At 71.0% G+C, this 13,946-nt stretch carries 12 protein-coding genes and 1 riboswitch; of the genes, 8 read left to right on the plus strand and 4 right to left on the minus strand.

All coding sequences use genetic code 11. The features are described from left to right. Nucleotides 1-2 precede the first annotated feature (2 nt). The gene (locus tag ABGB05_RS11285) at nt 3-1,127 is read right to left on the minus strand and encodes a magnesium and cobalt transport protein CorA (RefSeq protein ID WP_347653191.1); all 1,125 of its coding nucleotides are present in this window, start codon (nt 1,125-1,127) and stop codon (nt 3-5) included. Nucleotides 1,128-1,280: 153 nt separating this feature from the next. Further along, nucleotides 1,281-1,346: riboswitch (guanidine-III (ykkC-III) riboswitch) on the plus strand. A gap of 7 nt (nt 1,347-1,353) precedes the next feature. Between ABGB05_RS11285 and ABGB05_RS11290 the strand changes: the two genes are divergently transcribed. Continuing rightward, complete coding sequence (locus tag ABGB05_RS11290; RefSeq protein ID WP_347653192.1) at nt 1,354-1,644, plus strand: hypothetical protein; 291 nt, start codon at nt 1,354-1,356, stop codon at nt 1,642-1,644. Nucleotides 1,645-1,720: 76 nt separating this feature from the next. Here the strand turns inward: ABGB05_RS11290 and ABGB05_RS11295 are convergent, their stop codons facing one another. Then, nucleotides 1,721-2,524: an FCD domain-containing protein gene (locus ABGB05_RS11295; RefSeq protein WP_347653193.1), complete on the minus strand. Its 804-nt coding sequence runs from the start codon at nt 2,522-2,524 to the stop codon at nt 1,721-1,723. A 175-nt stretch (nt 2,525-2,699) separates the two neighbouring features. On the opposite strand from ABGB05_RS11295, the gene ABGB05_RS11300 reads away from it, so the two are divergent. The 6 genes from ABGB05_RS11300 (at nt 2,700) to ABGB05_RS11325 (ending at nt 8,842) form a co-directional block, all read left to right on the plus strand. Beyond that, the gene (locus ABGB05_RS11300; protein WP_347653194.1) at nt 2,700-3,944 is read left to right on the plus strand and encodes a sugar ABC transporter substrate-binding protein; all 1,245 of its coding nucleotides are present in this window, start codon (nt 2,700-2,702) and stop codon (nt 3,942-3,944) included. A gap of 130 nt (nt 3,945-4,074) precedes the next feature. Continuing rightward, a complete protein-coding gene (locus ABGB05_RS11305; RefSeq protein WP_347653195.1) occupies nt 4,075-5,004 on the plus strand; it encodes a sugar ABC transporter permease in 930 nt (309 codons plus the stop codon). Next, nucleotides 5,004-5,813 (plus strand): carbohydrate ABC transporter permease, encoded by an 810-nt coding sequence (locus ABGB05_RS11310; protein WP_347653196.1) that lies wholly within the window; start codon nt 5,004-5,006, stop codon nt 5,811-5,813. The genes ABGB05_RS11305 and ABGB05_RS11310 overlap by 1 nt, the downstream gene beginning before the upstream one ends. A gap of 14 nt (nt 5,814-5,827) precedes the next feature. Further along, nucleotides 5,828-6,976, plus strand: a complete 1,149-nt coding sequence (gene dgoD, locus ABGB05_RS11315) for a galactonate dehydratase (protein ID WP_347653197.1) — start codon at nt 5,828-5,830, stop codon at nt 6,974-6,976. Between the two features lie 107 nt (nt 6,977-7,083). Then, nucleotides 7,084-8,313 carry a D-mannonate dehydratase ManD gene (manD, locus tag ABGB05_RS11320; RefSeq protein WP_347653198.1) on the plus strand — a complete coding sequence of 410 codons (1,230 nt, stop codon included), beginning with the start codon at nt 7,084-7,086 and terminating at the stop codon, nt 8,311-8,313. After that, nucleotides 8,303-8,842 carry a gluconokinase gene (locus tag ABGB05_RS11325; protein WP_347653199.1) on the plus strand — a complete coding sequence of 180 codons (540 nt, stop codon included), beginning with the start codon at nt 8,303-8,305 and terminating at the stop codon, nt 8,840-8,842. The genes manD and ABGB05_RS11325 overlap by 11 nt, the downstream gene beginning before the upstream one ends. Nucleotides 8,843-8,912: 70 nt before the next feature. On the opposite strand, the gene ABGB05_RS11330 is transcribed toward ABGB05_RS11325, so the two are convergent. Further along, nucleotides 8,913-10,193, minus strand: coding sequence for a hypothetical protein (locus ABGB05_RS11330; protein ID WP_347653200.1), 1,281 nt, complete (start codon nt 10,191-10,193; stop codon nt 8,913-8,915). Between the two features lie 504 nt (nt 10,194-10,697). Next, a complete protein-coding gene (locus ABGB05_RS11335; RefSeq protein ID WP_347653201.1) occupies nt 10,698-12,464 on the minus strand; it encodes a thiamine pyrophosphate-dependent enzyme in 1,767 nt (588 codons plus the stop codon). A gap of 236 nt (nt 12,465-12,700) precedes the next feature. On the opposite strand from ABGB05_RS11335, the gene ABGB05_RS11340 reads away from it, so the two are divergent. Further along, nucleotides 12,701-13,879: a DUF5685 family protein gene (locus ABGB05_RS11340; RefSeq protein ID WP_347653202.1), complete on the plus strand. Its 1,179-nt coding sequence runs from the start codon at nt 12,701-12,703 to the stop codon at nt 13,877-13,879. Nucleotides 13,880-13,946: the final 67 nt, after the last annotated feature.

Consider the following 13,946-nt stretch of genomic DNA (forward strand, 5'->3'; position numbering starts at 1 on the left):
CCTCACAGCCAGTTGTTCCGGCGGAAACCGCGGTACATCAGCACCGTGCCGACCGCCATCACCAGCAGCACCGCGAAGAAGCCGTACGGCAGCTCCGAGCCGGGGATGACCTCGAAGTTCATCCCGTAGAGGCCGGCGATGAAGGTCTGCACCGCGAAGATCGCCGCCCACGCCGCGATCTTGCGCATGTCGTTGTTCTGCTCCACGCTGACCTGGGCGAGCCGGGCCTGCAGGATCGAGTTGAGCAGGTCGTCGTAGGCGGCCACCCGTTCCACCGTACGCAGCAGCGCGCCGTTGACGTCCCGGAAGTACCGGATCACCGGTCGGGGCAGCACCCGGTCGTCGAGCAGCGCGGCGAGCGGGCGCTGCAACGGGGCGACGGCCCGCTTGAACTCCATCAGCTCCCGCTTGAGCTGGTAGATGTGCGCACTCTGGTCCTGGCGCCGCCCGGCGAAGACCTGCTCCTCGACCGCGTCGATGTCGGCCTCCACGGCGGCGGCGACCTCGACGTACGAGCTGGTCAGCCGGTCGCAGACCGCGTAGCCGACGGCCCACGGGCCGAGCGCGAGCAGCGCCGGTCGGGACTCCAGGTCGGCCCGGACCGGCCGCAACGCGCCCGGTGCGCCGTGCCGGACGGTGATCACGAACGCCGGCCCGACAAAAACGGTGACCACCCCGGTCTCCACCACCTCGGAGGTCTCGGTCAGCTCCGAGTGCTCCACGTACCGGGTGGTCCGCAGCACCAGCACGGTCACCTGGTCGTACCGTTCCACCGCCGGCCGGTGGTCGCGGTTGACCGCGTGCCGGGCGACCAGGTCGTCCAGGCCGAAGGCGCGGGCGATCGGGGCGAAGTCCGCCTCGGTGGGCTCGTGCAGCCCGAGCCAGACGAAGCCCCGGCCGCGCCGGGCCGCAGCCAGCGCCGCCCGGTAGTCGGGTCGTCCCGGCAGCCGACGACCCTCCAGGTACGTCGCGCAGTCGACGATCCGGTCGGCCTCCGGCCCACCCGCCGCGGACGGGTCCGCCGGGGTGTCGTCGACCTGGAACATCCGGGTGAGCACCCGGCGTACCGGCTCGGACCAGCGGATCCGTCCACCGCCCGCACGTCCGTTCCGTTCGTAGCCGGCCATCCCCGCCCGTCCCTTCCTCGCCCGGTTCCGGCCTGCATCGAACCACCCGTCGGCCAGCCGGCGCCGGTCCGGGTCCGCCGACCCGCAACCACCCCTCGGTGAACCCGGCCGGTGGCCCGGACGGGTCCACCGAGGTAGTCTCGATCACCAGGCGGTACCGGAACGTGTCCGCCCCGGACGAGCGCGCAGCCGTACCCGGCCCAGCAAAGACGGCGCGCAGAAACCCATGACTGCTGTCGATCTGATCGAGATCATCGGTTCCCTGCTGATCCTGTCGGCCTTCGCCGCCGCCCAGACCTCCCGGCTCTCCCCGGATTCCCTCGGCTATCTGACGCTCAACCTCGTCGGCTCGGCGGTGCTCGCCGTGATCGCGCTGGCGGACCGGTCGTGGGGCTTCCTCCTCCTGGAGGGGAGTTGGGCCCTCATCTCCGCCGCCGGCCTGGTCCGGGTGCTGTACCGCAGAGCCCGGTCCGTCCGTTCGGACTCCACCCCGCCGGGTACGCCACAGGCACGGTGACCCGACCGGGACCGGTGTTGGTCCGCCGGCGCCCACCGGGGTCGTCCCGGTGGGCGCCGACCCCGTGGCACCGGGATCAGCGGAGACCGGGGTCGGCGGGGATTGGCGCCGCACCGGTACGCGCCCAGAGGGTGCTCATCTCCGTCATCGCCTGTTCCATGATCTGGACCATCGCGGTCCTGGCACGTTCGCCGTCCCGCCGCTGGACCGCCTGGGCCACCTCGGCGTGCAGCTGCAGCGCCTCCTCGTGGGGGAAGTGCGGCATCAGGTCGTAGTGGTAGCGGCCGGCGAGAACCTCGGCGACCAGTTCGTGCAGCTTGACGAACATCTCGTTGTCCGAGCCGACCAGGACCAGGCGATGGAACTCGATGTCGAGGCGGAGGAACTCGGCCTCGTTGCCGGCGGTGCCCGCCGCCCACAACTTCGCGGCGAGTCCGACCAGGTCACTGGCCTGGTCCGGGGTGGCCCGAGCGGCGGCCAGCGAGGCGGCCTGGGGCTCGACGGCGGCCCGGAGCTCGGTGATGGAGCGCAGTTGGGCGAGCCGCCCGGCGGAGGCGAGCCGCCAACGGATCACCTGCGGGTCGAAGACGTTCCAGTCGCTGGCGGCGCGGATCAGGGTGCCGACCCGGCGGCGGGACTCGACGAGGCCCATCGAGGCGAGCACCCGCAGAACCTCCCGGACGACCGAGCGGGAGACCGCGTACTGCTCGACGAGGTCGTCGATGTAGAGCACGGACCCCGGCGCGAGCCGACCACCGCAGACAGCCGTACCGAGCTGGTCGAGCAGGCGGGCGTGCAGCCCTGACTCGACGAGTCCGGCGAGCCGGGGAGGTGCGGCGTCCAGACGGACGGAGGTGTCCTCAGAAGACGGCGGGACCATCAACAAAGCTTATCAGTGCTGGCTCTGCTATTGCATACGTATGGTTTATGGACTTAGCATCCGGCACTAAGCGGATGTAGGGCATCCGCGGCGGCGGCCCAACGGCGGGTCGTTCGCGAGTGAAGGGAAGATGGACGTGTTGCGTCGATCGATATTCGGAACCTCACTGGCCGTGGTGGCTGCCCTCGGCCTGTCCGCCTGCGGCGGCGGAGACGACGGCGGAGACTCGAACACCCTGCGGGTCACCCTCGTCAACCACGTCTGGACCGAGAACATCAAGCAGGCGCTGCCGGAGTTCGAGCAGCGGACCGGACTCAAGGTCGAGGTCACCCAACTGGGCGAGGACCAGCTCTCCGACCAGTACAACGTCAAGCTCAACGCCGGCTCGAGCGACATCGACGTGATGATGTACCGCCCGCTGCAGGAGGGGAAGCTCTTCGCCAAGAACCGCTACCTGGCCGACCTGACCGACAAGGCCAGAGGCAGCGCGGACTTCGCCCTCGACGACTTCCAGAGCGGCCCGCTGCAGGCCACCACCTACGAGAACAAGGTGGTCGGTATCCCGATCATCACCGAGCAGGAGGTCCTCTACTACCGCAAGGACCTGCTGCAGAAGGCCGGCTACAGCGCACCGCCGAAGACCCTCGACGAGCTGAAGGCGGCGGCGGCCAAGATCGAGGCGGAGAACCCGGGCACCGCCGGCTTCGTGGCCCGGACCGGCAAGGCCGCCGCCGTCACCCAGTTCTCCAGCTTCCTGTTCAGCTTCGGCGGCGACTTCGTCGACGCCAGCGGCAAGGCCTCGGTCAACACCGAGCAGGCCAAGCAGGCGTACGCCTTCTACGGCGGGCTGCTGCGCGAGCACGGCCCGGCGAACATCAGCACCGACATGAGCTGGTCCGAGGCGATGGCCATCTTCACCCAGGGCAAGGCAGCCTTCTACACCGAGGCGAACTCGCTCTACAAGAACGCCACCGACCCGGCCAAGTCGAAGGTCTCCGACACCGTCGGTTTCGCCCCCTTCCCGGCCGGACCGGCCGGCTCGAAGCCGTACAACATCCCGTCCTGGGCGCTCGGCGTGAACGACGCGTCGGAGAACCAGGCGAACTCCTGGAAGTTCATCGAGTGGGCGGCCGGCAAGGAGCAGGCACTGGCCCAGCAGAAGGCGGGCGTGCCGGGGGCGCGTGGCTCGGTCTGGGCGAACCCGGAGGGCATCGCGACGTACCCGAAGGACCTGGCGGACGCGATCGCGGTCAGCACCGCCAACGGCGTCGGGCACGACCGCCCGCTGGTGGTCAAGGTGGCCGAGTCCCGCGAGCTGGTCGGCCAGCCGATCGTGGACGCCATCACCGGCAAGGACGTCGCCGCCTCGGCGGAGGCCGCCAACCAGGCGTTCCAGAAGCTGCTGGACGACGAGAAGTAGGCCGCCGGCCGGGGTGACGCGGTGTGCGCGTCACCCCGGCGCCGCCTACCCGGTGCCCCCTCGCGCCCACCGTCCTGCTCGCGGCACGCGGCCCACGGCCCCCTCTCCTGGCCCCGAATCCGGAGTTCCCATGGCAGTCAACCCCTCCGCCCCGACCCTCGACGACACGCCCGGCTGGGCCCGCTGGGCGAACAACCACCGCAAGTGGCTCTTCGCCGCGCCGGCCATGGCGTTCGTCGGGGCGCTGATCATCTTTCCGCTGGCCTGGACCCTCTATCTCAGCCTGACCGACGCCGAGGGCTCGGTCCGGGCCGAGTCCGAGTTTGTCGGCTTCCAGAACTACCTGGAGGTGCTGACCGACACCGACCGGTTCTGGCCGGCGGTCGCCCGGACCATCGGCTTCACCGGCGTCGCACTGTTCTTCGAGGTGGTCATCGGCATGGCCGTCGCCCTGCTGCTGTGGCGCCCGTTCAGGGGCGAGCGGTGGGTACGGGTGGCGATCCTGATGCCGCTGGTCGCCACCCCGGTCGCGGTCGGCATGATGTGGCGGCTCATCTTCGACCCGAACATCGGGATGGCCAACCAGCTGCTCGGCTGGATCGGCATCGGCCCGCAGCCCTGGCTGGCCGGCCAGCACAGCGCGCTGCCGACGACCATCTTCATCGACGTCTGGCAGTGGACCCCGATGGTGGTCCTGATCCTGCTCGCCGGGCTCACCTCGCTGTCGAACGAGCCGGACGAGGCGGCCCGGGTCGACGGCGCCAACGCCTGGCAGCGGTTCCGGCACGTCACCCTGCCACTGCTGATGCCGACCGTGGTGGTGGCGATCCTGCTGCGCGGCATCGACGCGCTGAAGACCTTCGACATCCTCTACGCCACCAAGGGTCGTGGCGGTGGGTCGTTCCACGAGGTCGAGACCCTGAACGTGTACGCCTACGGGCTGAGCTTCGACTACAACGAGTACGGCATCTCCTCCACCGTTCTGATCATCTTCTTCCTGATCATCATCGGCTCGATGTGGCTGCTGACCTCCCGTACCAAGAAGAAGGGTGAGCGGTGATGGGTCGCGCGTACAAGATCTTCCGGGCGGTCGCGCTCGCGGTCGTGGTGGTCGCGTTGCTGGCCCCGCTGCTCTGGATGGTCGGCGCCTCGTTCAAGACCAACGTCGACATCTACGACTCCGGCAAGGCCCTGGTCTTCTCCCCCACCTTCGACAACTACACGAAGGTGCTGCAGCAGGCGAACTACCTCCAGTTCATCGGCAACAGCCTCTGGGTGGCGTTCGCCGCCACCGCGCTGTCGCTGCTGCTCGGCGTGCCGGCGGCGTACTCGATGAGCCGGTTCACCATGCGCCGGTCGGCGCTGGTGGTGCTGATGGCCCGGGTCATCCCCGGCGTCAGCCTGCTGGTGCCCTGGTACTACGTCTTCAGCAACCTGCGGCTGGTCGGCGGCTTCACCGTCCTGATCCTCAGCCACATGTTCGTGTCGCTGCCCTTGATCGTCTACATCATGATGGGCTTCTTCGACGGCCTGCCGACGGAACTTGAGGAGTCGGCACAGGTCGACGGCCTGACCCCGATCGGGGCGTTCCGCCGGATCACCCTGCCGCTCTCCGCGCCCGGCATCGCCACCGCCGGCATCCTCTCCTTCATCTTCTCCTGGAACAACTTCATGTTCGCCCTGGTGCTCTCCGGCGCCGACACCAAGACCCTGCCGGTGGCGATCTTCGACTTCGTCGGTTACGCCAGCATCGACTGGGGCGGCCTGATGGCCGCGTCCACCGTGGTCACCCTGCCGATCATGCTGATCGCGCTGTTCGTGCAGAAGTACGTCGTCTCCGGCCTGACCGCCGGTGCTACCAAGGGCTGAGGTCGAAACAGAGCATGACAAAGATCGTCCGGGTCGAGACCTTCCTCGTCCCACCACGGTGGCTGTTCGTCCGGGTCGAGACCGACAGCGGGCTCGTCGGCTGGGGCGAGGCGACCTGCGAGGGCCGCTCCGAAACCGTCCGCACCGCCGTCGAACAGCTCAGCGAACTGCTGGTCGGCCGGGACGCGCTGCGCATCGAGGACCACTGGCAGGTGCTCACCAAGGGGTCGTTCTACCGGGGTGGGCCGATCCTGGCCAGCGCCGTCTCCGGGCTCGACCAGGCACTCTGGGACATCGCCGGCCGGCACCTCGGCGCCCCGGTGCACCAACTGCTCGGCGGCCCGGTCCGGGACCGGATCCGGATCTACGGCTGGGTCGGCGGCGACGAACCGGCCGAGGTCGCCGACCACGTCGCCGAACAGGTCGCGGCCGGACTCACCGCGGTCAAGATGAACGCCTCCGGCCGGATGAACCCGATCGCCTCGGTCGCCGAACTCGACGGTGTCGTGCGGCGGGTCGCCGCCGCCCGTGAGGTGCTCGGCGAACACCGCGACGTCGCGGTCGACTTCCACGGCCGGTTCACCCTGGCCAACGCGCGCCGGGTCGCACCGCTGCTGGAGCCGTACCGGCCGCTCTTCCTGGAGGAGCCGGTGGTGCCGGAGAACTCGCACCTGATCGGCGAGTTCGTCCGAAGCACCAGCACCCCGGTGGCCACCGGGGAACGGCTCTACAGCCGGCAGGAGTTCCTACCGGTGCTGCAGGCCGGGATCGCGGTCGCCCAGCCCGACCTGTCGCACGCCGGCGGGATCACCGAGGTCCGCAAGATCGCCGCGCTGGCCGAGACGTACGACGTACAGCTGGCACCGCACTGTCCGTTGGGGCCGATCGCGCTCGCCGCCTGCCTGCAGGTCGCGTTCGCCACCCCCAACCACCTGATCCAGGAGCAGAGCATCGGCATCCACTACAACCGGGGTGCCGAGGTGCTCGACTACGTGCTGGACACCACCCCGCTGGCCTTCGTCGACGGGCACATCCTGCGACTCACCGGCCCCGGCCTCGGCATCGAGGTCGACGAGAACGCCGTACGGCTGGCGGACAAGCGCGGACACAGCTGGCGGGGCCCGGTCTGGCGACACCCCGACGGCTCGTTCGCGGAGTGGTGAACCGCACCCCGCACCGAGCGGCCAACCCACCGACCGGCCACCCGGTGCCGGCGCGGACCGGCCGACCTCCGACAATTCTCTGACCGACCCACCGAGAAAGGCACGCCGTGAAGATCGTCGCCGCGGACGTCATCGTGACCAGTCCGGACCGCAACTTCGTCACCCTCAAGATCACCACCGACGAGGGGATCACCGGCCTGGGCGACGGCACCCTGAACGGGCGCGAACTCTCCGTCGCCTCGTACCTCACCGACCATGTCGTACCGCTGCTGATCGGCCGGGACCCGCACCGGATCGAGGACACCTGGCAGTTCCTCTACCGGTCCGCGTACTGGCGGCGCGGCCCGGTCACCATGGCGGCGATCGCGGCGGTGGACGTCGCGCTCTGGGACATCCTGGCGAAGGCCGCCGGCATGCCGCTGTACCAACTGCTCGGCGGGGCATCCCGGACCGGCATTATGGCGTACGGCCACGCCTCCGGCCGGGACCTGCCGGAACTGTTCGACTCGATCCGGCACCACCTGGAACTCGGCTTCCGGTCGATCCGGGTGCAGACCTCGGTGCCCGGGATCAACGCCGTCTACGGGGTCGCCACCCAGCCCAGCATCGACGGCAAGCGGTACGACTACGAGCCGGCGCAACGCATCCCGCTGCCCGCCGAGGAGGACTGGGACAGCCGCGCCTACCTGCGGCACCTGCCCGGGGTCTTCGAGGCGGTCCGCAACGAGTTCGGTCCCGAACTGCCGCTGCTGCACGACGCGCACCACCGGCTGACCCCGATCCAGGCCGCCAAGCTCGGCAAGGCGCTGGAGCCGTACGACCTGTTCTGGCTCGAGGACTGCACCCCGGCGGAGAACCAGGAGGCGCTGCGGCTGGTCCGGCAGCACACCACCACCCCGCTGGCCATCGGCGAGGTCTTCAACACGGTCTGGGACTACCAGACGCTGATCCGGGACCAGTTGATCGACTACGTCCGTTCGGCGGTCACCCACACCGGCGGCATCACCGCCATGCGCAAGCTCCTCGACTACGCCGCGCAGTACCAGATCAAGTCCGGCATCCACGGCCCGACCGACATCTCCCCGGTCGGGATGGCCGCCGCACTCCACCTCGACCTGGCGATCCACAACTTCGGGATCCAGGAGTACATGCAGCACGGGCCGCTGACCGACGAGGTGTTCCGGCAGTCGTTCACCTTCACCGACGGCTACCTGCACCCGGGCGAACAGCCCGGACTCGGCGTCGAACTCGACGAGGAGGCCGCCGCCCGGTTCCCGTACGTGCCGGCGTACCTGCCGTTCAACCGCCTCAAGGACGGGACCGTCCATGACTGGTGACGGCCGGTCCGTCCCAGGTCTGGTCCGCCCGACCCGGCACATCGTCGTGATGGGGGTGTCCGGGTCGGGCAAGACCACCGTGGCCAGGGGAATCGCCGCCGCCACCGGACTCGCCTTCGTCGAGGCCGACGACTTCCACCCACCGGCGAACGTGGCGCTGATGCGGGCCGGCGTACCGCTCGGCGACGAACACCGCTGGCCCTGGCTGCGCCAACTGGCCACCTGGATGGCGGCCCGGGCCGCCGAGGGAACCTCGACGGTGCTCGCCTGCTCCGCGCTGCGACGCTCCTACCGGGACGTGCTCCGCCAGGGCCCGCCGAGCCTCGACTTCGTCCTGCTCGACGGATCCGCCGAGGTGATCCGGGCCCGGATGGCCCGACGCACCGGCCACTACATGCCGGCGAGCCTGCTCGACTCCCAGCTCGCCACCCTGGAGCGACCCGAGCCCGACGAACGGATCGTCACCCTCGACGTCTCGCTGACGCCCGAGGAACTGGTCACGGCCGCGATCGACAGCCTCCGGCTGTGAGCAGGGACCCCTTCCTGTCGCCGGGCGGCAGCCGCTGCTCAGCAAGGGGTCCTTCCTGACACCACGGGGGTCAGCTGAACCGGGAACTCGGCACCGGTCCGGAGGACCGGACCCGGTCACGGGGGCCGGTCAGCCACCCGTCGACGACGGTCGCCCCGAAGCGGGCAAGTGTCTCGTCCGGGTCCGGCGGCGTCTCACCGTCACCAGCGTCCGGCTCGCCCTGGGCGCGGACAACCTCGCTGGCGAGTTCCTCGACCGACCGGTCGTCGGCCGGTTCCTGGCCCACCGAGCCGTCCGGTCGCTGCCGCAGCCGCTCGCCCCACGGCGCCACGAGAAACTGTGCCAGCAGAGTGCTGACGTCGGCGGAGACCGGTGGCGGGCTGGTCCAGCAGGTGCCGTGTTCGAACAGGATCTCCCCCGCAGCGCGCTCCCGGAGTGCGCCCAGCACGTCGCGGTCCTCGACCTCGGTGAGGTCGTACGCCACCACCAGGGTGTTCCGGCGCTCGGCGCCGAACGGAACGGCCGGCAGTCCGAGCAGTTCCGCCGCGGCCAGCCCCAGGATCCGGCTGGACCGGTCCGGCAGCAGTGCCAACGACTCCGGCCGCCGGCCCGTCGCCGTCAGGACCAGCCGCAGCCGGTCCAGGCCGAGCCGGCAGAGGTCGAAACTGTCCTGCTGGTACGCGTACCGCCCGGTCATTCCCGCGTCGAAGCCGTACGGCGACAGGGTGCCCAGCACACCGCCGGTGAGGACGAAGTGCCAGCCCCGCAGGTCCCGCCGGTCGAGGGCGCCTTCCCCGACGAGCAGGGCGGCCCGGGCCACCATCCGGGTCACCCGTTCGTGGGCCGGCCGCCAGTCTCCGTCCTCCGGGGCGGGCAGCCGGTCGAGATGCCGTCCCGCCCGCTCCAGGTCGCCGGCCATCAGCGCGTTGTAGACCAGCAGGTAACGGTGCGGCCAGGCGGGCAGGCTGTCCCCGCGTCGTTCGAGCGCGGCCACCGCCTCGGCGTGCCGCTGCTCCTCCTCCAACGCCACGGCCAGTTCGGCGAGTACGCCGTCGGCGTCGGGTGCCCGGCGTAGCGCCTCGGTCAGCGCCGGTACCGCCAGGAACGCCAGGTCGTGTTCGACGCAGGCGTACCCGAAGTCGTACAGCGTCCGGGTCCGGTCCGGGTCGGCGGCCAGCCGGGCCGAGGCCCCGGCCAGGTCGTCCAGGCCGACCAGCCGGGCGAGCCGTTCGACCACCGGAGCCAGATCGCCGAGGGGCACCGGGTCCGCCATCGCGCGCAGCCGCCGTGCCGCCGCCGCCGGATCACCGGCCTCGATCAGCTCACGGGCCTCGGCCAGGGCATCGTTCATCGGGTTACCTCCAGGCTGTGGGTGGTGGGGCGCGCGACAGGGACGGAGTCGGGACCGCTGGCGGCCATGCGACGGTTGCCGCACTGCGGTCGTCGGGCGACGGACCGCCGGCCGGGCCGGGCCGGCCGGTTCACGCCCGACAACCGGCGCGCAGCAGGCGACCGGACCGGTCGGTCGTCGCCACCGGAGGGCCTGGCCAGGATGGTCGAACCTTCGGAACCCGACCGGCGAACCGGCGGGCTGCGCCGACGAGGTCGGTGAGCGGTGGGTTGGACCGGCGGCGGTGGGCGGCGGGCACAGGAACGCCGACGCGGACGTCAGGCCGGGCAAGGAGCCGAGGTCGGCCGACCGGTCGGTCGGCGGCACGGCCCTCACCGTTGCGGGCGGAAGTCGCCCTTCCTCGTGAACATGGCGAAGATCATGGCGCGGGCACGACAGGCCGCGCAAGCCGATAAACGGTGGGCGACAGACGCCGTTCGCCGTCGGCGGGACAAGACGCCCGGGTCAGGAACGGAGCTGGTTGATCTTGTCGCGGGCGACGGTGGCCAGGGTGGCCACCTTGTGCGGCTGCCCACGCAGGAACGACTCGGTGAACGCCTTGGCCTGCTCGTAGCGGATCTTGCCGGGCATCGGCGGCTCGTTCGGGTTGACCACGCAGTCGACCAGCGCCGGACCCGGATGGGCCAACGCCGCCCGGATCGCCTCCGACACCTGTCCCGGGTCGGTGACCCGGACGCCGTACCCACCGCAGCCGGTCGCCCAGCTGGCGAAGTCCGCCTCCGGCTGCCGATGCCGGACGGCGTACTCGGGGTAGCCGAGGATGATCTGCTCCCAGAGGATCTGCCCGTACGCGTTGTTGTTGTTCACCACCACCTTGACCGGCAACTCGTGCCGGACGGCGGTGAGGAACTCGGCCATCAGCATCGCGAAGCCGCCGTCACCGACGTAGGCGATCACCTGCCGGCCCGGGAAGGCGTGCTGCAGCGCGATCGCGTACGGCAGTCCGCACGCCATCGAGGCCAGGTTGCCGGAGAGGTAGTACTCACGCCGGCCCCGGATCGTCCAGTACCGCGCCGACCAGGTGGTGACGGTGCCCGAGTCGCAGGTGAGGATGGCGTCGTCGGCGGCGAGTTCGTCGAGGCAGCCGATCAGGTACTGCGGCGCGATCGGGCTCCGGCCGGCGTCCCGCAGCGCCCGTAGGTCGGCCCGCCACTCGTCGCGGCCCTGCTGGTGTCGGATCAGGAAGGAGCGGTCCGCCTGCCGGGTCAGCAGCGGCCGTAGCTCCCGCAGCGCCAGCCGGGCGTCCGCGGCGAGCGCGACCTCCACCGGCAGCCGCAGCCCGATCCGGCTGGGATCGTGGTCGACCTGCACCACCCGGGCCTGGTCCGGCGCGGGCAGGTACTTCCCGTACGGAAAGGCGGTGCCGACCATCAGCAGGGTGTCGCACTCCTCCATCACCTGCTCGCTCGGCTTCGTGCCGAGCAGCCCGAGGCCGCCGGTGGTGAGCGGGTGGTCGTCGGGGACGACCTGTTTGCCGGGCAGGGTCTTGACGATCGGCGCGCCGAGCGTGTCGGCGACCGCCAGCACCTCGTCGCGGGCGTCCCGCGCCCCGATCCCGACCAGCATGGCGACCCGGTGCCCGGCGTTGAGCACCTCGGCGGCCCGGGCCAGTTCCTCCTCCGTCGCCGGCAGCACCGGCGCGGAGACACTCGGGCTGCTCGCCGACGGTGTTCCGGGGCTGACGTGCCGGTACGGGTCGGCGGAGGCGGCGGCGACCTGGATGTCGGCGGGGAGACTCAGGTGTGCCACGGTCCGGTTGGCCAGCGCGTTCCGGATCGCGATGTCGACCACCCCGGGCAGCTGCTGCGGATTCGTCACCGTCAGGTGGTACGCGGCGACCTCCCGGTAGAGCGGTCCGGTCGGTACCTCCTGCTGGTAGTACGAGCCGAGTACGGAGGTCTCCGGTTCTCCGGTGATCGCCAGCACCGGGGCATGGTCGAGTTTGGCGTCGTACAGGCCGTTGAGCAGGTGGATCGCGCCGGGACCGGAGGTGGCGACACAGACGCCGAGCCGGCCGGTGCCCTTGGCGTACCCGGCGGCCATGAAGGCCGCCGCCTCCTCGTGTTGCACCAGGACGAACCGCAGCCGCTCGCGCTGCCGCCGGAAGCCTTCCATCAACCCGTTGATGCCGTCGCCCGGCAGGCCGAAGACGGTGTCGACACCCCAGTCGACCAGACGCCGGGCCAGCGTCTCTCCGACGATCTCCCGCATGAGCGGCCCTCCCCCGGTCCGTCAACGGTCGGAGTGCGCGGCAACCGGCCCGCCGACGACAACAGCACCGACGATAACCGGTTTCAGCACCATAACCGGCGATAAACGGCCATATCAGATCGCGGGCGGGACCGGAGGTGCGGCCGGGTCCTGACCCCTCGGCGTCGCGGGGCGGTGGCCGGCAACGAAAGGCGCTACGCTCCGCCCCTGAGCAGCTAATGATCTTGGGAGGAACCGTGTTCGGCATCGTCCGGCCCTGTAAGCACCGGATGTGCGGCAAGCTGCACGCCGCCTGGCTCGGTCACCTGTGTGGGCTCTGTCTGACCCTGCGCGACGAGCACGGACACCGGGCCCGGCTCACCACGAACTACGACGGGCTGCTGGTCAGCGTACTCCTGGAGGCCCAGCACACGACGCCGGTCGGCTACCGGCGGGCGGCGCCGTGCGCGCTGCGTGGCTTCCGGTCCGCCGACGTGCTTCCGTCGACCGATCCCGGCGCCCGGCTGGCCGCCGCGGTCTCCCTGGTGCTCGCCGCCGGCAAGACCCGTGACCACGTCGGTGACCGGGACGGCGCGCTCCGGGTCCCCGCGTTCGCGGCGGTGGCCGACCGGCTCGCCGACGGCTGGGCGGGAGCCGGCGCGCGGACCGCCGGGAAGGTCGGCTTCGACACCGGCGTCCTCGTCGAGGCGGTGGCCCGACAGGCGACCCTGGAGCGCGAACTGCGACCCGGCGTACCGGTGCTGACCGCCACCGAGCCGGCCGAGACCGCTGTCGCCGCCGCCTTCGCGCACACCGCGGTGCTGGCCGGCCTGCCCGGCAACGCCGACCCGCTGGCCGAGGCCGGACGTTACTTCGGCCGGATCGCGCACCTGCTGGACGCGGTCGAGGACCACGCCGACGACGTGGCCAGGGACGCCTTCAACCCGCTCCGGGCGACCGGGACCGACCTGGCGGAGGCCCGCCGGCTCTGCGAGGACGCGCACCATGGTCTGCGACTCGCCCTGGCCGACGCAGTGCTGCCGAACCGGACGCTGGTCCAGGCCCTGCTGGTCCGGGAGGTGGGACATGCCATCGAGCGGACCTTCGCCCTCGCGGCCGACCCTCGTCCGACGGCGCCCACCGCCGGCCCGGACGCGCCGGTGGTCCGTCCCGCCGGGCCGGACCAGCCCAGCCACCACCCGGCCGACCATCCGACCGGTCATCCGGCCGAGCCGGCGCCGGGTCGGCGTCCGGAGGGCTGCTCGGCACCGCTGGTCACCGGTGGTGCCTGCGCCCTGGTGACCTGCACCTGTGGACTGTGGCAGCCCTCCTGGAGCAAGCACCACAACAGCGGCTGCAGTGACCGGTGCTGGTGCGGGCGGTGCGACGGCTGCAACTGTAACTGCGACTGTGACTGCTGCGGTTGTGACTGCTGAGCAGCCGACCGGGCAGCGTCGTGTCCGGCAAAGGTGTGTCGGGCAGCGCCTGGCCGGGCAACGCCGT

This window comes from Plantactinospora sp. B5E13, assembly GCF_039871775.1.
Lineage (GTDB): Bacteria > Actinomycetota > Actinomycetes > Mycobacteriales > Micromonosporaceae > Plantactinospora.

Coding starts and splice junctions, on each gene's coding strand:
- ABGB05_RS11285 (WP_347653191.1), bottom strand. CDS start 1,127: ATGGCCGGCTACGAACGGAACGGACGTGCGGGCGGTGGACGGATCCGC.
- ABGB05_RS11290 (WP_347653192.1), top strand. CDS start 1,354: ATGACTGCTGTCGATCTGATCGAGATCATCGGTTCCCTGCTGATCCTG.
- ABGB05_RS11295 (WP_347653193.1), bottom strand. CDS start 2,524: ATGGTCCCGCCGTCTTCTGAGGACACCTCCGTCCGTCTGGACGCCGCA.
- ABGB05_RS11305 (WP_347653195.1), top strand. CDS start 4,075: ATGGCAGTCAACCCCTCCGCCCCGACCCTCGACGACACGCCCGGCTGG.
- ABGB05_RS11310 (WP_347653196.1), top strand. CDS start 5,004: ATGGGTCGCGCGTACAAGATCTTCCGGGCGGTCGCGCTCGCGGTCGTG.
- dgoD (WP_347653197.1), top strand. CDS start 5,828: ATGACAAAGATCGTCCGGGTCGAGACCTTCCTCGTCCCACCACGGTGG.
- ABGB05_RS11325 (WP_347653199.1), top strand. CDS start 8,303: ATGACTGGTGACGGCCGGTCCGTCCCAGGTCTGGTCCGCCCGACCCGG.
- ABGB05_RS11330 (WP_347653200.1), bottom strand. CDS start 10,193: ATGAACGATGCCCTGGCCGAGGCCCGTGAGCTGATCGAGGCCGGTGAT.
- ABGB05_RS11335 (WP_347653201.1), bottom strand. CDS start 12,464: ATGCGGGAGATCGTCGGAGAGACGCTGGCCCGGCGTCTGGTCGACTGG.